Source organism: Neorhizobium sp. SHOUNA12A (assembly GCF_023006505.1).
GTDB lineage: Bacteria > Pseudomonadota > Alphaproteobacteria > Rhizobiales > Rhizobiaceae > Neorhizobium.
In genome coordinates, this window is record NZ_JALBGV010000038.1 from 32,913 (window position 1) to 54,602 (window position 21,690).

Consider the following 21,690-nt stretch of genomic DNA (forward strand, 5'->3'; position numbering starts at 1 on the left):
ATGGCCAGATTCGAAACCGCCGGGGCGATCGATTGCGACGTCCACCCGCCGACACCGCGTCGCGCCGACCTGCTTCCCTATCTCGACGACTACTGGCAGGAGATTGTCACTTCGCGCGAAGTCGACGTGCTGGAGCTGATGAGTTACCCCGAGCGCACGCGTCCCTATATGCGACCGGACTGGACGTGGAGCGGCGATCCGCTCGCGCAGGTGCAGAAGAACCTGCTTGACCCGCTGGGTCTTGGAGGTGCCATCCTCAACGTGGTTTCAGGCGCCCACGCCCTGTTCGATCCCTATCTGGCCGCCGCCATATGCCGTGCCACCAACGATTGGCTTGCCGACAAGTGGCTGAGCCGCGATAGCCGCCTCCGGGCATCGATGCTGGTGCCGTTCCAGAATGTCGAGGCTGCGGTCGAGGAGATCGAGCGCCGGGCCGACGACAAGCGTTTCGTGCAGGTCCTGACGCTCGCCATGACCGAGCTGCCGCTCGGCCGCCGCACCTACTGGCCGATCTACGAGGCGGCGGAGAAACACGGCCTGCCGATCGGCATTCATGCGGGATCGAATTTCCGCCACGCGCCGAGCCATAGCGGCTTCCATTCCTTCCTGATCGAAGACCATGTAGTTCAGCCGCAGGGTTTCTCCACCCAGGTCGCGAGCCTGATTTCCGAGGGCGTCTTCGTCAAATATCCCAATTTGAAGGCCGTGATGATCGAGTCCGGCGTGACCTGGATGCCGGCGCTGATGTGGCGCATGAGCAAGGACTGGCGCGGCACCCGCATCGAGGTGCCGTGGGTCAAGGACGCGCCTGCCGACATCATCAGGAGGCACATCCGCATGACGTCGCAGCCCTTCGACGGCCCTGACGATGTCGAGGACGTCGCCAGGACGCTCGACCATTTGCTCAGCGATGATATGCTGCTGTTCTCTTCGGATTACCCGCATTGGCATTTCGAGGGCCTGGACGTGCTGCCCGAGGGCTTGCCGGAAGCCAAGGTGAATAAGATCCTTCGCGACAACGTTCTCGCCACCTATCCGAGATTTGGAGGCTGATCCCCATGGAAACCCCAGTACTCGAACGTAGCTCCGAAAAATCGCAGGTGCAGGGCGTGGTGGATTGCGACGTGCATCCGGCTTTCTCCCGGCCGGACCAGTTGCTCGACTACCTGCCCGAACGCTGGAAAACGCATGTGCGGGATTTCGCGGTGCGCACGGCAAACCCGTTGCTTGGCACGCTGCCCTATCCGCGCATGACGCCGGGCAACGGCATGCGCCGTGATTCCTGGCCGCCGAATGGTGGCCCGCCGGCATCGGACCTTGTTTTCCTGCGGGAACAATTGCTGGACCAGTGTAACATCGACTACGGCATCCTGCAGCCGCTCGCAGCCGGCAGCATGGCCTTCAACCAGGAACTCGGTGCAGCGCTCTGCGCGGCGCTGAACGACTGGCAGATCGACAAGTTTGCCGGGCCGGAACCACGGCTGAAAGCCTCCATTTGTATCTCCCAAGAGGACGCGAGGGAATCGGTTGCGGAAATCGACCGGCGTGTCACCGACCGCCGTTTCGTGCAGATCGCCATGCCGCCGCGCACGCTGGAGCCCTGCGGCCGTCGCCGCTACTGGCCGATCTACGAGGCGGCCGAACATTACGGCCTGCCGATCGGGCTGCATACCAGCGCTTTCGGCTACCGCCCGAATACGCCGTCCGGCTGGAGTTCGTTTTATCTGGAGGAGCACTACGCAGCCTCCAACAGCCTCCAGACCGTGCTCTCCAGCATGATCCTCGAAGGCGTGTTCGAACAATTCCCGAAGCTGAAGATCGTGCTCGTCGAAGGCGGGTTCTCCTGGCTACCGTCACTCGTCTGGCGGCTCGACCGGGAATGGAAGCGCATGCGCGACGAGGTTCCACACGTGAAGCGCAAGCCGTCCGAATATGTGCGCGAGAATTTCTGGTACACCACCCAGCCGATCGAGGAGCCGGAGAACAACCGGCATCTCCTCGATATCCTACGCTGGATCGGCACCGACCGGCTGATGTTCTCGACCGACTATCCGCACTGGGATTTCGACGATCCGCGTTTTGCCTTCAAGGTGCCACTGACATCGGCCGAGCGCTCCGCTATCTTCCGCAACAACGCGGTGGAACTGTTTGGCCTGAAATAAGCTCGGCGCCGTCGTGGACTTGAGCGACCCTCCGGCCTGAAACGTCGAAAGCGCGCCGCAAGACGCGCTTTCGCGACAGTGAAGGGAGCCACGACGATGCTAGTCGGGGCGGGTTAGACGATCGACCGAACGACGCCGCCGTCGACGCGCAGACCGGCGCCACTTGTCGCCGAAGCTTGCTCCGAGCAGACATAGACGACCATGTTTGCCACTTCTTCGGTGGTCGACAATCGATTGATCAGCGTTGTCGGGCGCATCGTCCTCAGGAAGACTTGCTCCGCTTCTTCCTGGCTGATGCCCTGCGCACGGGCCAACTCGCTCATCATGTTGGACAGGATTTCGGATCTCGTCGGGCCGGGAAGGACCGCGTTGACCGTCACGCCGGTTCCGGCGACCGCTTCCGCAAGGCCCCTCGAAATGGCGAGTTGCGCGGTCTTGGTCGTGCCGTAGTCAATCATCTCTTTCGGGATGTTGAGAGCGGACTCGCTGCTGATGAATACGACCCGTCCCCAACCCCGCTCCATCATCTTCGGCAGATAGTGGCGCGCGGCGCGAACGCCGCTCATGACGTTGAGCTGGAAGAGGCTCAGCCAGTCGTCATCGGTAAGCTCGAAGAACGACTTCGGGCGCGCCGTACCCACATTGTTGACGAGGATATCGGCATCCGGCGCCTGCGCGAACAAGGCTCCGGCCCCTTCTGCCGTTTCCAGATCAGCGGCGACGCCCGTCAGATCGGAGTTTGGGAAAAGCACGCGAATCTCGCGAAGCGCCGCGGCGACACGTTCCTCGCCGCGGCCGTTGATCACGACCGAAGCGCCCGCGCGCGCCAGCCCTTCGGCAATAGCGCGACCAATGCCCGCCGTGGAGCCGGTTACAACGGCCTTACGGCCCTTAAGGTCAATATTCATGAGGTTATTCCTTCAATCAGGACTGAGATAGTGGCGGCTGGTTATCTGATGCGTGAGATGTTGCGTTCGGTTGCGACCTTGGCAAGATCCGCAAGGAGCTTCTCGTGGGTGCGCCAGAAAATGTCGGGTTCGTCCAGGGCCGACAAGCATCGCGCCCATTCGCAGTCAAATGGGATGGAGGGCAACCGAGCGGGATGGGCGATTCCTCGACAGCGGCTGTGCATCGGCGCACCACGCCTGCGCATGTTCGGAACGCTCTGGCTCCTCACGCATGGCGAAACGTACAGACCAAGCGAGTGCGGCTGGTCATGGAATTCATCGCTACGTAGGCGCCGCTACTCGCAGGGGCAGTCCAGATGCAGCGACCGACGGCAGCAGGCCCATCCGTGAATGGTGCGCCGAAGTAGCCAACGGCACGCGATATGTGAACTTGTCACATATGAGATCGGTATGGAGCCGCCACCTGGCTTATTGGCACGCCATGCGTGTCAATTCCGCGAGCAGGAAATGGTATACGGCGAGATGTACCTGAATTTGTGACGCAACACAGGCTTGCCCGCTAAGCGAACCGCCCAAAGGCTCAGGAAACACCTATCTGCTTGAAAGGTCGCATCAAAAAGGCCGTGATTTTCATCACGACCTTTATAAAATGGCTCCCCGGGCCGGATTCGAACCGGCGACCTGTCGATTAACAGTCGAATGCTCTACCGCTGAGCTACCAGGGATCATCCGCGAAGGGTCGCGGCGTGTGCGGCGGGTAATACAAATGCTTTGTCGTTTTGCCAAGCGGTTTTTGCAAAAAAATCGAACTTCGTTGTTTTATCCCCGGTAAAGCCCCATTTCCTGGGCAAAGCTAGGCCTTTAACCGGTGAGGATATTCGAGAGTGGCAGGCGAACGGAAACCGAGGCGATTTGGAATCGACCCGCAAAGCGGCAAACTGGCGCTGGGCAGCGTACAGATTCCCATGCCACGGTCGCGGATCGGCCGGGTCGTCGTCGGCGTCGTCCTGATTTTCGGCGGCGTGCTCGGCTTCCTGCCGATCCTTGGCTTCTGGATGCTGCCGCTCGGCTTTCTGGTGCTCTCGCACGATCTGCCCTTCGTGCGGCGTCAGCGCCGCCGGATCGCGCTCTGGTGGGCAAGGCGGCGGGGGCGTAAGGCCGAACAGCGATAAGGCCGCACGATCAGGCGAACATCGACGCTATGCCCTGGCCGGCGCTGAACGCCACGTAGGCAAGCACGCCGAAATAGATCACCGTCACGACATTGAAGAGGTAGCCGCCAAGCACGATCAGCCCGTCGCGCTGGATCATGCCGGTCGACAGAAGCAGGATGGCGATTCCCGGCAGGGTGTTGGAGAAGGGGACCAGCCCCAGCGGAAACATCAACAGCACGCCGCCGGCCGCGATCGCCAGGCCATTGATCCGGCTGACAAGCCGGCCGGTGGTCAACGCCGAAATGCGCGGCTTCAGGAACCGGTCGAGGCGAGAAACGATGCTGACGCCCTTTTCCAGCGCCGGCAGCAGTTTCTTCGTATCAAGTTCGCGGTCGAGGATTTTCTTCGGCAACCAGGGCAGCCGATTGGCGGTGATCGCCAGGCTGATCAGGATAATCGCCGCGCCGAACACGGTACTGACCCCGGGGATCGACACGGGAAGGAGGAAGGGCAGGGAGGCAATGGCACAGATGAGCAACAGGCCCTGTTCGCCGACCGCATCCATCAATTGCCGCAGCGTCACCGACTGACCCTTGATGCCGTCGATAAGCTGGCGCAGCGTACCGCTCAGCGAAGTTGAGGTATCGTCGAATTCGATGCTTGCGCTCACTGTTCGTCTCTCCATTCCGCCTTAAAACAGCGGTATGGGTAACAACAAACCGTGTCCTCGCAAAGGCGCAAGCCACAACCCGCCGGAAACGTGAACGCCCGGCGTCTCATGGAAAATCAAAAGGCTACGCCATCCGTTATCGGGCCGTTATCGAGACTGCGCCCAATAGTCGTAGGCTCCGCAGGCCAGCACGATCACGAGGATCGCCAGAACCACGGGATTAAGGGTGGTGATGAATTCCAGATACTGCATGACGGTCTCCTCCTACCGCATGTTCGCCGCCCGGTGCTCCCCCACCCGGCAACGACGCCATTTTAGCACAGTCGCCGGGCCATCGCCACTTCAGTGTTGCCTCAGAGACTCTGGCGCATGTTTCCCCGAATCACTAGGATTGCTCCCGGGATTGAAGACGAGGGTGAACATGGGTCTGAGAGTGATCGAAGGCGGGCTTGCGGCCTGCGTGGCGAAGCTTGCCGATCTGGCCGAGGGCGAGATGCCGAGCCGCGACGACGTGCTGCGCGAGGCCGAACGGCGGATCAGGTCGACCGGGTACGAGACCTGGCGCAATCGCGAAACAATGACCGGCATACCGGTGCCGCGCGAAATCCGTTATCTGGCCATGCAGATCAGTTTCGTCGCCGAAGCTATCGGCAGATTGTCAGACATCCCGGCTGACTTTCGTTCCGATTTCTATTGGCCAGCGTAAGCGCCGCACGCCGTCAGAGACACTGAGGTTCACACTGATCATCGGCCCCGCCCAAAGGGTGAAATCAGTTCAGCATCTTCGCTTCGATGCTGGCGAGAATGAAGGTCTCCCGCACCTTTTCTAGGGGAAGCTTGCGCTGCAGACAGGCGGCGCATTCCTTTAGGGCCTTGATATAATAGGTACCTTCACGCACCGGCCAGCGCCAGTTGAGGTACTCCAGGGCTTCTTTTGGTCCGTGGATGGTTTCTGGGAAACCGTATCCAACGCGTACTCTGACGGGGGAACTCCACACGGAGTCATCTGCTTCAGTTACGTTACTCGTCATGTCCACACCTTGCATTGCGGCGTAGAGAACTCATCCGGAAGCGTTTGGTTCCGTAATTTTGGTGAATTTTTTATGAAGCCAATCCGGAGCGCCGGCCGGCATCCAATCGAGCCGGTTTTTTGACATTCCGGCCAGTTTTTTTCCGAACGTGGACCGCGGGCAGAGATGCGAACTGGCCCGCCCGCATCGGCGTCCGTCATCTTGTGCAGAAAAAAATGGCAATCGGGCCAAACCGCGCTTGCGCGGTTATTCGATTCGTTCTAAACGCCCGACACCACTCGCTCTTTATGCGTTCGGATGGCCTCGTGGCGGAGTGGTGACGCAGAGGACTGCAAATCCTTGCACCCCGGTTCGATTCCGGGCGAGGCCTCCAATTTTCCCTTCTTTCCGGACCAATCCCTCAAATCCAAACATGCTTTGATACCAAGCATTTACCACGCATTTTTGTGTGCGGTGCAACATGGTTAATTTTTTAACCTTCTCCTCCTAGGCTCGGAACAGAAAGGCCTGCTCAGCGATTATTGGGCGGAACGGAAGGAAGGCGTCATGATCACCAGGATTATCAATGTGCATCGCCAGGCGGCCAACGAGGTCGAAGGCACCGGAACGTTCGCCGACGGCATGTTCCCGCTGACCTCCGCTGAACAGTCCGCCTTCGACAAGGGCCATAGCCTGCGCTCCTCCTATGGCCGTGATTATGTGACCGTCCGCAAGCTTGAAGAAGCGCCGCCGGCCTACGCCTGAGCATCGGGATTGCAGGAGAGGGCCGTTCACCTCGGCTTTTTTGCTTCGAAACCGGCCGGCGTCTTGAAAGCACGTCTCGCCGTCAGTAAGACGGACATGCGTGAGCCGGCGCATCGCCGGTGATTTGGGACGACTGAGATGATGGATTTCGAAGCAGCACGGACAAAGATGGTCGAAAATCAGATCCGCACCACCGATGTCACGTCGCATTCGGTTCTGCGGGCCTTCTATAATGTACCGCGCGAAGCTTTCGTGCCGGCCAAGGCAAAGTCGCTCGCCTATATCGACAAGGATATCGAGGTGGCGCCTGGGCGCTACCTGATGGAGGCTTCGCCGCTTGCCAAGCTTCTGCAGCTCGCGGCGATCACCAAGGATGATGTCGTGCTCGAAATCGGCACCGGCAGTGGTTATGCGACCGCCGTCCTGTCGCTGATTGCCGGCTCCGTGGTTTCGCTGGAGGCGGATGAGGCGCTGGCCTCGCAGGCGACTGGAACGCTCTCCTCGCTTGGCTACGACAATGTCGCGGTCGTTACCGGCGAACTCGAAAAGGGTTATCCTGCCGAGGCCCCCTATGACCTGGTCTTCGTCAACGGTGCCGTCGAGGAAGTGCCTGCCGCTCTTCTGGAGCAGCTGCGCGACGGCGGCCGGCTGATCGCAGTCGTCGGTTACGGCAATGCCGCCCAGGCGAAGGTGCTGGTGAAGGAACAGGGCTCGATTTCCGAAAGCGCCTATTTCAATGCGTCGGTCAAGCCGCTGCCAGGCTTTCGCAAGGTCAAGGAATTCGTGTTCTGATTGCTCCGACACGATCGAATGCCATGAACGGAAGGGGCCTTGCGGCCCCTTTGTCGTTTCTGTCGACGCCATCCGGTTATTTCATCCAGCTGTCATCTGTTCCGGTAAGTGTGACTAACGGGATTCACAACGCCAACAAAACTGTGTATCCGTAGGAAGCCTGGGGCACTTGTCATTGTTTCCAGCCCCCCCAAGACCTTAGAGTAACGTCGATTCGGTTCACCCTCCACGGGGCCGAGTCGAGTGCCGGTAACAGCGGGGATGAAAATGGCTCAGCCAAATGTAGCGCGTGAACCCTCCATGGAAGAAATCTTGGCGTCCATTCGCCGGATCATTGAAAGCAATGAGCCGAACGCCGAGAACGCGCTCAACGGCCAGCTCCCTCCGGTCTATGGCGAGGATGAGATCGAAGACGGCGAAGAGCCGGGCTTCGTCCCGGACATGGCTGCCAATGACCGCGGCGCGCCCTCCCGCAACGAACCGATGAGCTACGCGCAAGGGTCGTCGGGCCAGCCGGCGCAGCGGGATCGTACCCTGTCGCTCGCCGACGTCGCCGCAAGGGTTCGCGCCGCTTCGGTCCGCCAGCAGGAAACCGGCCCGGTGCGCCTTTCCACCGCTTCGACTGCGCCGACGCTGTCAGCGACGATCTCTCCAGCGCAAACACCGTCTTCGCCCGCACCGGCGGCACGCCAGGAAGAGCCGGCTCCGCTTCGTCCCCAGATGCCGCGCATGCCCGAATTCCGCGAACCGGTCACCCAGGCCGCCGCCCCAGTCACGCAGGCAGCGCCGGCTTCGCACCCGGAACCGGTCCAGCGCGTCATGATGCCGGTTTTCGATCCGCCGCTGTCGGCTTCCAGCAGAGCCGAGGCGCCGGTGCGGCCTGAACCAAAGGTCGAACCGAAGGCAGAACCGAAATTCGCCGCGGAACAGGCCCCGCGCAGCCTGCCGGCCAAGATCGAGGAGACGGCTAACCTCCTGTCAGCCGAAGCCGGCGCTCAGGTCGCAAAATCCTTCAGCGAGCTTGCCTCGGTGTTCAACGGCATGGAGCGCCGCTCGCTTGAGGACATGGCCGGCGACATGTTGCGCCCGATGCTGCAGGAATGGCTGGACGACAACCTGCCGACGCTGGTCGAGCGCCTGGTGCGCGAGGAAATTGAACGCGTATCTCGCGGCACGCGCCGCTAAGCCAGCGGCTGGCGTAGCCAATCCGCCCGCAAGGCTGATCGATACGGCCGCTCCGGTGACGGGGCGGCTTTTTTATTGACTTGGAACACCCCATCCTATTTACACCCCGATAGCTCTCAAAGAACAAAAACGGGTCAGGAAATGCTCGAAAAGACCTATGATTCCGCAGAAGTAGAACCGAGGATCGCCAAGGCCTGGGACGAGGCCGACGCTTTCCGCGCCGGCGTCAACGCCAAGCCGGGCGCGGAAACCTTCACGATCGTCATCCCGCCGCCGAACGTCACCGGTTCGCTGCATATGGGCCACGCGCTCAACAACACGCTGCAGGACATCATGATCCGCTTCGAGCGGATGCGCGGCAAGGACGTGCTGTGGCAGCCGGGCATGGACCATGCAGGCATCGCCACCCAGATGGTTGTCGAGCGCCAGTTGATGGAGCGCCAGCTTCCGGGCCGCCGCGAAATGGGCCGCGAGGCCTTCGTCGACAAAATCTGGGAATGGAAGGAAGAATCGGGTGGGCTGATCTTCAACCAGCTGAAGCGTCTCGGTGCTTCCTGTGACTGGTCCCGCGAGCGTTTCACCATGGACGAGGGGCTTTCGGCCGCGGTCCTGGAAGTCTTCGTCACGCTCTACAAGCAGGGCCTGATCTACAAGGACAAGCGGCTCGTCAACTGGGACCCGAAGCTGCTGACCGCGATCTCCGACATGGAAGTCGAGCAGATCGAGATCAACGGCAATCTGTGGCACCTGCGTTATCCGCTCGAAGACGGCGTCACCTATCAGTATCCCGTTGCCTTCGACGAAGACGGCAACGCCACCGAATTCGAGACGCGGGACTACATCGTCGTCGCGACGACACGTCCCGAAACCATGCTCGGCGATACCGGTATTGCGGTCAATCCGGATGACGAACGTTACAGGTCGATCGTCGGCAAACATGTCATCCTGCCGATCGTTGGCCGCAGGATCCCGATCGTCGCGGACGATTACGCCGATCCGACGGCCGGCAGCGGCGCGGTCAAGATCACGCCGGCCCACGACTTCAACGACTTCGAAGTCGGCAAGCGGGCAGGGCTGCGCCGAATCAATGTTCTCGATATCGACGGAACGGTGACCATCAAGGACAACGAGGATTTTCTGGAGGGCCTGGACAATCCAGCCGCCTTGCATGGTGCCTGGGACCGGCTGGAAGGCCAGGATCGGTTCACGGCCCGCAAGATCATTGTCGAAATATTCGAGGAAGCCGGGCTGCTCGACAAGATCGAGCCGCACAAGCACATGGTGCCGCATGGCGACCGCGGCGGCGTGCCGATCGAGCCGCGCCTGACGGAACAATGGTGGGTGGATAACAAGACGCTCGCCCAGCCGGCGATCGCCTCGGTTCGCGAAGGCCGCACCAAGTTTGTTCCGAAGAACTGGGAAAACACCTATTTCCAGTGGATGGAGAACATCCAGCCGTGGTGCATTTCCCGCCAGCTCTGGTGGGGACACCAGATTCCGGCCTGGTACGGCCCGGACGGCCAGGTCTTCGTCGAAAAGACCGAGGAAGAGGCGCTGCAGGCGGCAATTCAGCACTATCTGTCGCACGAAGGGCCGATGAAGGCTCTCGTCGAGGACCTGCTGGAGAACTTCAAGCCGGGTGAAATCCTGGCCCGCGACGAGGACGTGCTCGACACCTGGTTCTCGTCCGCGCTGTGGCCGTTCTCGACCCTGGGATGGCCGGAACACACCCCGGAACTGAAGCGGTATTATCCGACCAACGTGCTCGTCACGGGTTTCGATATCATTCCGTTCTGGGTCGTTCGCATGATGCAGATGGGTCTGCACTTTATGAAGGACGAGGAGGGCAATCCGGTCGAGCCCTTCCACACCGTCTATATTCACGCCCTGGTGCGCGACAAGAACGGTCAGAAGATGTCGAAGTCGAAGGGCAACGTCATCGACCCGCTCGACCTGATCGACGAATACGGTGCCGACGCGCTGCGTTTCACGCTGGCGATCATGGCGGCGCAGGGGCGCGACGTGAAGCTCGATCCGGCCCGCATCGCCGGTTACCGCAATTTCGGCACCAAGCTCTGGAACGCCACCCGCTTTGCCGAGATGAACGGCGTCAAGCGTGATCCGGCTTTCCTGCCGGAGGCAACGGCGCTGACCGTCAACCGCTGGATCCTGACCGAACTTTCCGCCACGATCCGCGACGTCACCGAGGCGATCGAGACCCAGCGTTTCAACGAAGCTTCGGCTTCGCTCTACCGGTTCGTGTGGAACCAGGTCTGCGACTGGTATCTTGAACTGCTGAAGCCGATCTTCATGAGCGAGGACGAGAGTGCCAAGGTCGAGGCGCAGGCCTGCGCGGCCTATGTGCTGGAAGAGACCTACAAGCTCCTCCATCCGTTCATGCCGTTCATGACGGAAGAGCTCTGGGCCCATACCGAAACGCGCGATGGCCTGCTTTGCCATGCCGATTGGCCGGCACCGGAATTCGCCGATCAGGCGGCTGCGGAGGAGATCAACTGGCTGGTCGATCTCGTGACCGGCCTGCGCTCGGCCCGCGCCGAGATGAACGTACCGCCATCGGCCGTGGCGCCGCTGATCGTTGTCGGAGCCAACGAGTTGACCCAGGCGCGTCTGCGCCGTCATGAGGCGGCCGTCCGCCGCCTAGCGCGTGTGGAAACCATCGAGCTTGCCGACGTGGCGCCGAAGGGTTCCGCCCAGATCGTCGTCGGCGAGGCGACCGCCTGCCTGCCGCTCGGCAACCTGATCGACCTGGTGGCGGAAAAGGCGCGCATCGAGAAGGCAGTCGGAAAGACCGAGGCCGAGATGGATCGTATCGGCAAGAAGCTCGCCAACGAGAAGTTCGTTGCCAATGCCGATCCCGAAGTGGTTGCTGCCGAGCGCGAGCGCTTTGCCGAACTGGAAGTTCAGATGGCGAACCTGAAGACCGCACTTCTGCGCATCAGCGAAGCTGGCTGACCGTCTTCATTGTGAATCAGTTCGATGGAGGATGCCGCGCCGGAAACGACGCGGCATTTTCATTTTCGCAACCGCTTGTTGGTCTGGTTCGGCATGTGTGCAACTGCTCACAAGCAGAAAGCCGTATTGTTGCCACATTGTCACAGGTAGCCGGCTTAAAATAATATAATTCCAATTTTAACGACCGCATTAGCGGAGAAAGAGTAATTTTGTGCCGAAATCGGCATCAAAGCCCCGGTTCCTGGTTTGCTTACGTAAATCTATAACGCGTTTGCGCCGCGAAGCGCCGGACAGCCGAAAGTTGTCAATCGGAGCGAACCATCTAGAGTGATTTCGGTCACTTACCAGGGAGTGGGAGATTTTATGGTAAGCAAACTAATCTCAAGGGGCGTCTTTGCTCTCGTAGCAGGATGCGCCCTTCAGTCGCCTGCGCTTGCAGGTGGCATCGAGCGGGGCGGATACAATATCGATCTGCTTTTTGATCCGTCTCCGGTCGTGATCGAGTCCACGGCTACCTTCGTGATGCCCCAGAGGAAGCTCAAGAACGTCACCGATACATTCGCGGGAGATGGTCCACTCAATGGCTTGGGCTATTCCAACTCGGCAAAGGAGACGGAGGACTACTGGTCTCCGCGTATCGGCGCCAAGGCGGGCTTCGAGGGGTTTGACTGCTTGGTCGACTACTCGCAGCCCTACGGCGCTCATACCAATCCAGGCGCCCGTTGGGCCGGGGCAAACCAGAACATCGAAACAAAGATCAACAGCGACAACTACGCGCTGACCTGCTCCTATAAATTCGATGCAGGTCCGGGCGATCTGCGTGTCATAGCAGGTGCAAACTATCTCCAGATGGACGGCTTCAAGGAGCGCCTAGTCGTCGCGCCGGAACTTATCGCCGGTGCCGGCCTTACGGGCTCTGGCGTCGGCCGCCTCAACCTTGAAGGTGACGGCTGGGGCTGGCGGGCAGGTGTCGCCTACGAAATTCCGGAATACGCGCTGCGCGCCAGCCTGATGTACTATAGTCAGGTGAAACTGGATAGCGTCACGGGCGAGGTCGATCTTACCCACCTTCCAGTGGGCCTCGGGGTCCCGGGCGCCAGCACGATCATTCCGGTCGAGGGCTCAACCGCTATGCCGGAGGCTATCGAGCTCAAGCTGCAGTCTGGCATCGCTCCCGATTGGCTCGCCTTCGGATCGGTCAAATGGACCAATTGGAGCGTGTTGCAGCGGATCCCGTTCTACAATGCCGGCGGCGTGGAAGTTACCGCGCTTGAACTTGGATACCGGGACGGCTGGACGGTTACCGGCGGCGTAGGCCACAAGTTCAACGAACAGTGGAGCGGTGCGGTTAGCCTCACCTGGGATCGTGGGACCTCGCAGGGCTTCGGCTCCCTCACGGATACCTGGACTGTCGGCGCGGGTGTCTCCTATTCGCCAAACAAGAATGTTGAGCTTCGCCTTGCCGGCGTGCTTGGCATCCTGACCAGCGGCAGCTCGGGCGCCGTGGCCATCAACGGCATTCCTGCTGGCGACGAAGCAAGCTATCGCTTCGGCAACGATCTGGTCGCAGCGCTCTCGACTTCTCTGAAGGTCAAGTTCTGACTTCACTTGATTGAAGCTTGAAAGCCCGGTTGCGACCGGGCTTTTTTGTGGCGAATTTTAGTTCAGGTGAAGAGCAGTCTCGTCGCTTCTCTTGTGACGATTTAGCAACACTTTTTCGAGACTATTGTCAGGGCCCTTGAGAGGGGCGTTTCTGTCCACTTCCCGCCACAAACGGGGAGCAGCGATAGGGGAAGAACAGGCGCGGAACGCGGGGGCGGGGCGCGTAATTGGAGTATCATGGGCGGGTTTCTTCATGAAAAGCCGGGCTTTTTGCGCTCAGGCAGGCGGATTCTGATACCGTCCTGTCCTGCCGCAATCGCTGCGGTTATGGGTCCTAGTCTTGCCGAAAACGGCAGCTACAGTTTCATTCGTCTCTCGGGAGGAGCAGGCGCGGGATATTCCCGGATAAATCTTGCTCCGGCAGCGAGCGATGCTCGGGCTGCGGCGGGTCGTCGCGCGCGGAGTGAAAGAAACTGAACCATGCCGAAGTGTGACATCGGATCCATGAGAGTATTGCTTCTTGGAGCGTCGCTCGCCTCGATTTTGGCGGGATCGGCTGCGGCCTTCGATATCAAGTCGGGCGTGACGAAAGAGTCCGGTCCCTTCGATCTCTTCAAGTTCGGCTTCAAGGCTTATAAGAACGGCCAGAAGGAAGATGCGGTCGAGGCCTATCGTTATGCCGCCGAGAAAGGCCATACCGGCTCGCGCTGGGCGCTTGCCAATATGTACGCCTTCGGCGACGGCGTCGCGAAGGACGATTTCGAGGCCTTCAAGATCTATAACGAGATCGCCGCGCAGGGCGTCGAGCCCGGTTCGGAAGATACCGGCTTCTTCGTCAACGCGCTTCTGTCGCTGGCCAACTATTATCGCCGCGGCATTCCCGGCAGCCCGATCAAGCCTGATCTTTCACAGGCACGGCAACTCTATTTCCAGGCGGCATCCACATTCGGCGTGGCGGAAGCCCAGTTCCAGCTCGCCCGGATGATTCTGGCAGGCGAGGGCGGTACCGCCAATATCCAGCAGGCGAAGAAATGGCTGAACCAGGCCCGCAAGAGCGGCCATGCGGGCGCCATGTCGGTTTTCGGCAACGTTCTCTTCCAGGAAGGCCAGACGGTGCGGGGGCTCGCCTTCATGACGGCGGCGCTCGACAAGTGTACTGCCAAGGAATGTGTCTGGATGCAGCAATTGCAGGAGCAGGCATTTTCGGTCGTCGGCGAAGAGGATCGCCGCGGAGCGGTCGCCCTGTCTCAGGAGTTCGCCAGAGGCGTCGAATAACCGACGCCTCGCCGATCTTTCGGGCGATCAGCCGAAATCGAACATACCGATGACGGGCACGTGGTCCGACGGCTTTTCCCAAGCCCGCACATGTTTCTCGATCGCCGTCGATTTCAGTCTGTCTGCGGCTTCCGCCGATAGCAGAAGATGATCGATGCGGATGCCGTTGTTCTTTTGCCAGGCGCCCGCCTGATAATCCCAGAAAGAGTAGAGTTTGGTGGCATCGGTCGTGGCGCGCACCGCATCGACGAGGCCGAGATTTTCGAGCCTGCGGAAAGCGGCGCGTGTCTGCGGCAGGAAAAGTGCGTCCGTCGCCCAGGCAGCCGGGTCGAAACAGTCGTGCGGCTCGGGAATGACGTTGTAATCCCCGGCAAGGATCAGCGGCTCTTCGAGCAGAAGGCAGTTCTGCGCATGCAGGCGCAGACGCTCCATCCATGCCAGCTTGTAGGGGTATTTGACCGGATCGTCGGCTGGATTGCCATTCGGCAGATAGATGGAGGCGACGCGGATCGCGCCCCCCGGCACCGAAAAGACGCCTTCGATGTAACGCGACTGCTCGTCCGTCTGTCCGTCCGGGCCTTCGCCGCCAGGCAGACCCCGCATCACTTCGTCGGGCCTGGTCTTCGACAGCAGCGCAACGCCGTTAAACCCTTTCTGGCCATGGGTCTCGACATGATAGCCGAGCGCCTCGATCTCCAGCCGCGGGAAGGTCTCATCGACGGACTTGATCTCCTGCAGGCAGACGATGTCCGGGGAGGAATCGGTCAGCCACTGACGCAGGTTGTCGATGCGCGCTTTGACGCCGTTGATGTTCCAGGTGGCGATCTTCATCGGCCCTTGCCTCCCACTGTTCGCTTCCTCTTTTAGCGAAAGAGGAAGCGTTGGGAAGGGCGAAGTGCGTAAGGGAGGATGTTATCAGATCGAGAAACTGGTGCCGCAGCCGCAGCTGGCAACCGCGTTCGGGTTCTTGATCTGGAAGGATTGGCCGAGCAGGTTGTCGACGAAGTCGATCTCCGAGCCCGCCATATAGACGAGCGAGAGGCTGTCGATCAGCACCTTGGCGTCGCCGTTGGCGATCACCACGTCGTCGTCCTCGGGCGCTTCGGCGAGATCGAACTTGTAGGAGAAGCCCGAACAGCCGCCGCCTTCGACCGAGACGCGCAGCGCCTGCTTGCCGGCTTCGTTGCCGACGATTTCGGCGATGCGCTTGGCCGCCGCATTTGAAAGAGTTACATTGGTTTCCATATTATCCGCCTCCTGCCGGGTTCAAGGCCCGGAGAGATTCCTGTCACCGGCATTGCGCACAGCTCCACTATAGGTATGAAGACGTGAAGGGCACGTCAATGGGCGGCAGGCGGCGGATGAACAAACAGGTGACGGCATGACGATCGATACCAGGGCGCTGGGTTTCGGCAGTGGCGAGCGCGCGGTCTACGCCGCCAACCCCTGGGCGTCGCGCGGGCGCCTGTTTCCCGAAGACGGCAGCCTGACGCGCTCGGAGTTCCAGCGCGACCGTGACCGGATCGTCCACACGACCGCATTCCGGCGGCTGAAGCACAAGACGCAGGTGTTCATCAGCCCTGACGGTGACCATTACCGCACCCGGCTGACCCATACGATCGAGGTGGCGCAGATCGCCCGTGCGCTTGCCCGCGCCCTGAAGCTCGACGAGGACCTCGCCGAAGGCGTGGCGCTGGTGCACGACTTCGGCCATACGCCATTCGGTCATACCGGCGAAGATGCGCTGGATGAGATGCTGAAGCCCTATGGCGGTTTCGACCATAACGCCCAATCGCTCCGCATCGTCACCAAGCTCGAGCGCCGATATGCGGATTTCGACGGGCTCAATCTCACCTGGGAAAGCCTCGAAGGCCTCGTCAAGCACAATGGTCCGCTGCTCAGCGCCACCGGCGAGGGCACCCGCGGCCCCGTGCCGCAGCCGATCCGCGACTATTGCGAGCTGCATGATCTGGAACTCGCGAGCTATGCCAGCCTGGAGGCGCAGGTCGCGGCAATCGCCGACGATATCGCCTACAACACCCATGACATCGACGACGGGCTGCGCTCCGGCCTGTTGACCTTCGAGATGCTCGACGATGTGCCCTTCCTCGCCAAACTGATGGCGGAGGTGAGGGCACGTTATCCGCATCTCGAACCGAGCCGTTTTGCCCATGAGATCATGCGCCGGCAGATCACGCACATGGTCGAGGACGTCATCGACGTGGCGCAGCACAACCTCGACAAGGTGGATCCGCAGAGCGCCGCTGACGTCCGCTCCGCTGGGCATGTCATCGCCACCTTTTCTGGAGAGATGGCCGAGACCGACCGCTGCATCAAAAAGCTGCTGTTTTCGCGCATCTACCGGCATCCCGACATCATGCGCATCCGCGCCGGCGCCTCCCAGATCGTTTCGGATCTGTTCAACGCCTATATGAATGATCCGTCGCTGATGCGCAGCCATTATTGGGTCAATCACATTGCCGGTCTCGGAGAGACCGCAAGAGCCCGGCATGTCGGCGATTATCTCGCCGGGATGACCGATACCTTCGCGATCAAGGCGCATGGCGAGCTGTTTGACCAGACTCCGGATTTGCGCTAGGCACCGCCACCAATGACACTGGCCAGCAAGGGTCCTCGGGCATGTATCGGGGATGATTGAACATGAATCTTTTTGCCGACTTCGAAACAAGAATTAAGAACGCTTTGGAAAGCCTTGATATTATCAAGGAAAAGCGAAGCGAGCTTGATTTCGGCCGTATCGCAGTCGAGCCGCCGCGGGACCAGAGCCACGGCGATGTGGCCACCAATGCCGCCATGGTTCTGGCAAAACCGCTCGGCACCAATCCGCGTGCGCTCGCCGATATCATCGCCGAAGCGCTGCGTTCGGATGCTGACATCAGCGAAGTTTCCGTGGCCGGTCCCGGCTTCATCAATATCCGGCTCGGTGCTCCCTACTGGCAGCGCCTGCTCGCCTCGATGATTGCCGAGGGCACGGATTACGGCCGCTCGACGGTCGGCGCCGAGAAGAAGGCGAATGTCGAATACGTCTCGGCCAACCCGACGGGCCCGATGCATGTCGGCCATTGCCGTGGTGCTGTCGTGGGCGATGCGCTGGCGAACCTGATGGAATTTGCCGGCTACGACGTGGCCAAGGAATATTACATCAACGATGCCGGCAGCCAGATCGATGTTCTGGCCCGCTCGGTCTTCCTGCGTTACCGCGAGGCTCTCGGAGAGACGATCGGCGAGATCCCCTCGGGCCTTTATCCGGGCGACTACCTCGTGCCGGTCGGGCAGGCCCTGGCGGAGGAATACGGTTCGCGGCTGCATAACATGCCGGAAGATGCCTGGATGCCGATCGTCAAGGACAAGGCGATCGACTCGATGATGGCGCTGATCCGCGACGATCTCGAAGCGCTCAACGTCCATCACGATGTCTTTTATTCGGAACGGACCTTGCATGCCAATGGCGCGCAGCGCATCCGCCAGGCGATCAACGACCTCACCTTCAAGGGGCACGTCTACAAGGGCACGCTGCCGCCGCCGAAGGGTCAGTTGCCGGAAGACTGGGAGGATCGCGAGCAGACGCTGTTCCGCTCCACCGAAGTGGGCGACGATATGGACCGGCCGCTGATCAAGTCGGACGGCAGCTATACTTACTTTGCGGCCGACGTTGCCTACTTCAAGGACAAGTTCGACCGTGGTTACGACGAGATGATCTATGTGCTCGGCGCCGACCACGGCGGCTATGTCAAGCGCCTGGAAGCCGTCGCGCGTGCCGTCTCCGGCGGCAAGGCGAAGCTCACCGTGCTCCTCTGCCAGCTCGTCAAGCTGTACCGCAATGGCGAGCCTGTGAAGATGTCGAAGCGTTCCGGCAACTTCGTGACCCTTCGCGAAGTGGTCGACGAGGTCGGCCGCGACGCGGTGCGTTTCATGATGCTCTACAGGAAGAGTTCCGAGCCGCTCGATTTCGACTTCGCCAAGGTGACCGAGCAGTCGAAGGACAATCCGGTGTTCTACGTGCAGTATGCCCATGCGCGCTGCTCGTCGGTGTTCCGGCAGGCAAAGGAAGCGTTCCCAGGGCTCGATTTTGCTTCGCTCGACCTCAAAGGTTCGAGCAGCCTGATTAACGATCCGAATGAGATGCAGCTGGTTGCCAAACTTGCGGAATACCCCAGAATCATTGAGGCTGCGGCCCAGGCGCAGGAGCCTCATCGGCTTGCTTTTTACCTCTATGATCTGGCAAGTTTCTTCCATGCGCATTGGAATAAGGGTAAAGAACAACCGGAATTACGCTTTGTTAACGATAAAAACCGAGAATTGAGTATTGCCAGGCTTGGGCTGGTGCATGCTGTCGCCTCTGTTTTGAAGTCAGGACTTGGGATCACGGGCACTGCGGCACCGGAAGAAATGCGGTAAATATCGCCACCATTTCCCCACATTGCACTGGCATATGCGTTGTAATGTAGGTGAGTGGACGAGGTAATGGCCGATAACAACCTTGCGCGTAACCGGAATGATTTACCGGACTTCTTTGCCGATGATGATCCGCTGGCAGAACTCGCCCGCATCGTAGGCTACGACGATCTTCCCGTCGCCGCCAAGCCCGGATCATCTTCCGCCGATACTTCAGCGTCTGGACGGCGAGAGCCGGCATTTAATCTCGAAGACGAGCTTCTTCAGGAGTTCGAGCGCTATGACGCGCCGCGGCTCGATCCCATTCACGATATCGCTCTTGACGATGGGCCCCGGTCATTCGCCGAGCCTGCTTCCGATGCCGCAGTGGCTGCGCCGCCGGTAGAGCCGGAGGAACTGGAGTTCGTTCCGGCTGAGCCGGCCGCGATCGAACTGCCGCAGGCTTTTCTGCCGGCCGATAGTGCGATCGGTGAACGGGACGATCGGCAGTTCGGTGACGAAGAGCCGCCATTGGCGTTTGATGCCGTCGACGAGAGCGTTGCCTCCGATCCGATAGTCGAACCGGCTTTCGAAGCCGCACGTGTGGAACCCGTCTTCGATCTGCCCGATTTTCCGACAGCCGGCATGATGTCTCCCACCACGTCGATAGAAGAGCCAGCAGAGGAATTCGATCTCGCGGCTGAGTTGGAAAACTCGATCGCGGCCGAGCCGGTTGCTGCAGGTCAGCCCGAGGTGAGGTTCGAGCCCGAGGCGAAAATCGAGCCGGAGGTCCGGTTCGTGCCGCAAGCGACCTTCGAACCTGAAGCAGCCCCTGAACCCGAGGCAGCTTTCGAGCCGGAGGCGAGATTTGAACCGGAGCCAAAGGCGGAGAGGGGCAAGGGCGCCTATATTCCTGGCTTCCGCATGCCGCTCACCAATTTCAGCGTAGCACGAGACGTTTCTGCGGCCTCTGCGCAGGCGGCTGTAATCCCTTCTCAGGCGGCCGCACCTGCACTGAACGAGTATGCTGTCGAGCCTCCGGTTCTGGACGATCTCCCGAGCCCGAAGATCGAGCCGGCACCGGCTGCCGAACTGCAGATTTCTGCAAAGACCTCGGAGGCGCAGGAACTGCAGCCTGCGCCCGTCGCGGCCACGTCTGTTACATCGACCGGTCAGAGTGCCGGTGCGTCGCAAAAGGATCGGTTCTCCGCGCTCGATGAACTGATCTACGACGTCCAGCGTTATACGCTGCCGACATCCAACGGGCAGCCGCTCGCAACCCCTGTGGCGAACGCGCCCGAGCTTGCCGCAACGCCTGCTGTCGCACCCGCTGCGCCCGTGATTGCCAATGCGACGGTTGCCACGCCTCCGGTTGCCGAGGTGCCGTCTCTAGACGACAAGGATCCCTTCTCTGATGAGGAATTCGAGTTGGCGCTCGATGGCCTGGAACTCGACCTTGCCGAGATCGTTGTCGAAGAGACGCAGAAACATCCGGTTCAGGCGACGCCTGCGGCGGCTGCTGTAAAGGCCGAACCTGCCGCCCCTTCGGCGACGCCGGCCGCGCGCGTTGCGCCCATCGCTGTGGCGGCACCGGTTGTGGAGACGCAGGTTGTCGAAGAGCCCGAATCGATGGCCGACCTGCCATTCGATCCGGCTCAGATTGCCGATTCCGAAGACCAGGTGGAGGCGATCGCCGAGCTCGACGTGCCGTCGCTGCCGGCAGAAGAGCCGGAACAGCCGCCGGCCTATCGTCCCGATTACGAACTCGACATCGATGCCGAACTTGCGACGCTGCTGGCAGCCCCCGGCAAGTCGGCCCCGGCGCCGGCGCGCAAGCCTGAGATTGATATCGCGCAGAAAGGCCAGCAGACCGCCGCCGAAGCAAGCCGTTCGCCGGCCTATACCGATCTCGACGATTTCGAACGTGCGCTGGAAGAGGATTTTCGCCGCAGCCTGACGACGCCCTTGCCGGCGGCGGAGCATGAGGAACTGCATTATTCCGACAGCGATTATATCGCGACGGTCGAGAACGCCCGCCGTTCCGTCCGCAGCTGGGCCATGCCGCTGGTTCTTGCCGGCGTCGTGATCCTTGGCGGTGCCGGCGCCTATGCGTTCTTCGGCAGCAGCGTTTCGAGTGTCGTTTCGGGCGGCGAACCGGTCATCATTGCGGCCGACAAAGAGCCGATCAAGATTGCGCCGGAAAATCCGGGCGGCAAGACTGTCCCCAACCAGGACAAGGCTGTCTACGATCGCGTCGCCGGCGTCTCGCCGAAGGATCCGAAGCAGCGCACGCTGATCTCCTCCAACGAGGAGCCGATCGACGTCGTCCAGAAGACCTTGATGCCCGATACGTTGCCGCTCGAAGGCGAGAACGATATCGAGCCGACCGATGTCGGCGAGACGGAGGATCCACGCCTCCTGCCGCAGGATCGGACTGCGCAAAACAATACCTCTGCTGAGCAGCAGCCCGTGACCGTCATGCCGCGCAAGGTCAAGACGATGATCGTCCGCCCGGACGGCAAGCTGGTCGAGCAGGAAATTGCAGCGCCGGCACTCGCCGCACCGGAAGCGCCGAAGCTGCCAGCCGCGGGCGCAAAGCCGGTCGAAACGGCAGCGGCGTTCCCTGCTAAGCTTCCGCCTTCCACGCCTGCCACACCGGCCCGTCCGCAACCCTCGTCGACCGTCTCGAATGCGGGTTCTTCCGGTGTCCTTCCGGTCTCCGCGCCAGCCAATCCGGCCGCTCCGGCAGAACACGTCAACGTGGTGAGAGCGGACCCGATCACGCCGACCGTCGCGGCG

The 21,690-nt window shown here is 60.9% G+C and carries 18 protein-coding genes and 2 tRNA genes; 14 read left to right on the forward strand and 6 right to left on the reverse strand.

The annotated features are described in order from the left end of the window. Positions 1 to 1,053 carry an amidohydrolase family protein gene (locus tag MOV63_RS17820; RefSeq protein ID WP_247035314.1) on the forward strand — a complete coding sequence of 351 codons (1,053 nt, stop codon included), beginning with the start codon at positions 1 to 3 and terminating at the stop codon, positions 1,051 to 1,053. A 5-nt stretch (positions 1,054 to 1,058) separates the two neighbouring features. Continuing rightward, entirely contained in the window at positions 1,059 to 2,162 is a 1,104-nt protein-coding gene (locus MOV63_RS17825; RefSeq protein ID WP_247035316.1) for an amidohydrolase family protein, read from the forward strand. Positions 2,163 to 2,275: 113 nt separating this feature from the next. On the opposite strand, the gene MOV63_RS17830 is transcribed toward MOV63_RS17825, so the two are convergent. Together MOV63_RS17830 and MOV63_RS17835 are read right to left on the reverse strand one after the other, a co-directional pair. Further along, positions 2,276 to 3,070, reverse strand: coding sequence for an SDR family NAD(P)-dependent oxidoreductase (locus tag MOV63_RS17830; protein ID WP_038542354.1), 795 nt, complete (start codon positions 3,068 to 3,070; stop codon positions 2,276 to 2,278). Between the two features lie 650 nt (positions 3,071 to 3,720). Then, positions 3,721 to 3,795 (reverse strand) — tRNA-Asn (locus tag MOV63_RS17835). 159 nt (positions 3,796 to 3,954) lie between these two features. Here MOV63_RS17835 and MOV63_RS17840 point away from each other — a divergent pair. After that, complete coding sequence (locus MOV63_RS17840) at positions 3,955 to 4,242, forward strand: hypothetical protein (RefSeq protein WP_046601410.1); 288 nt, start codon at positions 3,955 to 3,957, stop codon at positions 4,240 to 4,242. A 10-nt stretch (positions 4,243 to 4,252) separates the two neighbouring features. Here the strand turns inward: MOV63_RS17840 and MOV63_RS17845 are convergent, their stop codons facing one another. Continuing rightward, a complete protein-coding gene (locus MOV63_RS17845) occupies positions 4,253 to 4,894 on the reverse strand; it encodes an exopolysaccharide biosynthesis protein (protein WP_244447494.1) in 642 nt (213 codons plus the stop codon). Between the two features lie 421 nt (positions 4,895 to 5,315). Here MOV63_RS17845 and MOV63_RS17850 point away from each other — a divergent pair, with 421 nt between their 5' ends. Next, complete coding sequence (locus MOV63_RS17850; protein WP_247035318.1) at positions 5,316 to 5,600, forward strand: hypothetical protein; 285 nt, start codon at positions 5,316 to 5,318, stop codon at positions 5,598 to 5,600. 64 nt (positions 5,601 to 5,664) lie between these two features. On the opposite strand, the gene MOV63_RS17855 is transcribed toward MOV63_RS17850, so the two are convergent. Then, on the reverse strand, positions 5,665 to 5,925 hold the full coding sequence (locus MOV63_RS17855; protein ID WP_247035320.1) for a DUF982 domain-containing protein: 261 nt from the start codon (positions 5,923 to 5,925) through the stop codon (positions 5,665 to 5,667). 299 nt (positions 5,926 to 6,224) lie between these two features. Here MOV63_RS17855 and MOV63_RS17860 point away from each other — a divergent pair. The 7 genes from MOV63_RS17860 (at position 6,225) to exoR (ending at position 14,496) form a co-directional block, all read left to right on the forward strand. Then, a tRNA-Cys gene (locus MOV63_RS17860) sits at positions 6,225 to 6,298 on the forward strand. Between the two features lie 173 nt (positions 6,299 to 6,471). Beyond that, complete coding sequence (locus MOV63_RS17865; protein ID WP_038542362.1) at positions 6,472 to 6,669, forward strand: hypothetical protein; 198 nt, start codon at positions 6,472 to 6,474, stop codon at positions 6,667 to 6,669. Positions 6,670 to 6,807: 138 nt separating this feature from the next. Further along, positions 6,808 to 7,461 carry a protein-L-isoaspartate O-methyltransferase gene (locus tag MOV63_RS17870; protein WP_247035322.1) on the forward strand — a complete coding sequence of 218 codons (654 nt, stop codon included), beginning with the start codon at positions 6,808 to 6,810 and terminating at the stop codon, positions 7,459 to 7,461. A 267-nt stretch (positions 7,462 to 7,728) separates the two neighbouring features. Beyond that, entirely contained in the window at positions 7,729 to 8,646 is a 918-nt protein-coding gene (locus MOV63_RS17875; protein ID WP_247035324.1) for a PopZ family protein, read from the forward strand. Positions 8,647 to 8,787: 141 nt separating this feature from the next. After that, positions 8,788 to 11,619: a valine--tRNA ligase gene (locus tag MOV63_RS17880; RefSeq protein ID WP_247035333.1), complete on the forward strand. Its 2,832-nt coding sequence runs from the start codon at positions 8,788 to 8,790 to the stop codon at positions 11,617 to 11,619. Positions 11,620 to 11,982: 363 nt separating this feature from the next. Next, entirely contained in the window at positions 11,983 to 13,221 is a 1,239-nt protein-coding gene (locus tag MOV63_RS17885) for an OmpP1/FadL family transporter (protein WP_247035335.1), read from the forward strand. A gap of 504 nt (positions 13,222 to 13,725) precedes the next feature. Further along, positions 13,726 to 14,496: an exopolysaccharide production regulator ExoR gene (gene exoR, locus MOV63_RS17890; RefSeq protein ID WP_405029347.1), complete on the forward strand. Its 771-nt coding sequence runs from the start codon at positions 13,726 to 13,728 to the stop codon at positions 14,494 to 14,496. A gap of 27 nt (positions 14,497 to 14,523) precedes the next feature. Here exoR and xth read toward each other — a convergent pair whose 3' ends face one another. Further along, positions 14,524 to 15,327, reverse strand: coding sequence for an exodeoxyribonuclease III (gene xth, locus MOV63_RS17895; RefSeq protein ID WP_038542371.1), 804 nt, complete (start codon positions 15,325 to 15,327; stop codon positions 14,524 to 14,526). An 84-nt stretch (positions 15,328 to 15,411) separates the two neighbouring features. After that, entirely contained in the window at positions 15,412 to 15,741 is a 330-nt protein-coding gene (gene erpA, locus MOV63_RS17900) for an iron-sulfur cluster insertion protein ErpA (RefSeq protein ID WP_113128862.1), read from the reverse strand. Between the two features lie 136 nt (positions 15,742 to 15,877). Here erpA and MOV63_RS17905 point away from each other — a divergent pair, with 136 nt between their 5' ends. From MOV63_RS17905 to MOV63_RS17915, 3 genes are all read left to right on the forward strand, one after another. Further along, positions 15,878 to 17,095: a deoxyguanosinetriphosphate triphosphohydrolase gene (locus tag MOV63_RS17905; RefSeq protein ID WP_247035337.1), complete on the forward strand. Its 1,218-nt coding sequence runs from the start codon at positions 15,878 to 15,880 to the stop codon at positions 17,093 to 17,095. Between the two features lie 62 nt (positions 17,096 to 17,157). Beyond that, complete coding sequence (gene argS, locus MOV63_RS17910; RefSeq protein WP_247035339.1) at positions 17,158 to 18,915, forward strand: arginine--tRNA ligase; 1,758 nt, start codon at positions 17,158 to 17,160, stop codon at positions 18,913 to 18,915. Positions 18,916 to 18,981: 66 nt separating this feature from the next. Beyond that, positions 18,982 to 21,690, forward strand: a 2,709-nt coding sequence (locus tag MOV63_RS17915; RefSeq protein ID WP_247035340.1) for a hypothetical protein, incomplete at its 3' end; no start/stop codon positions are given.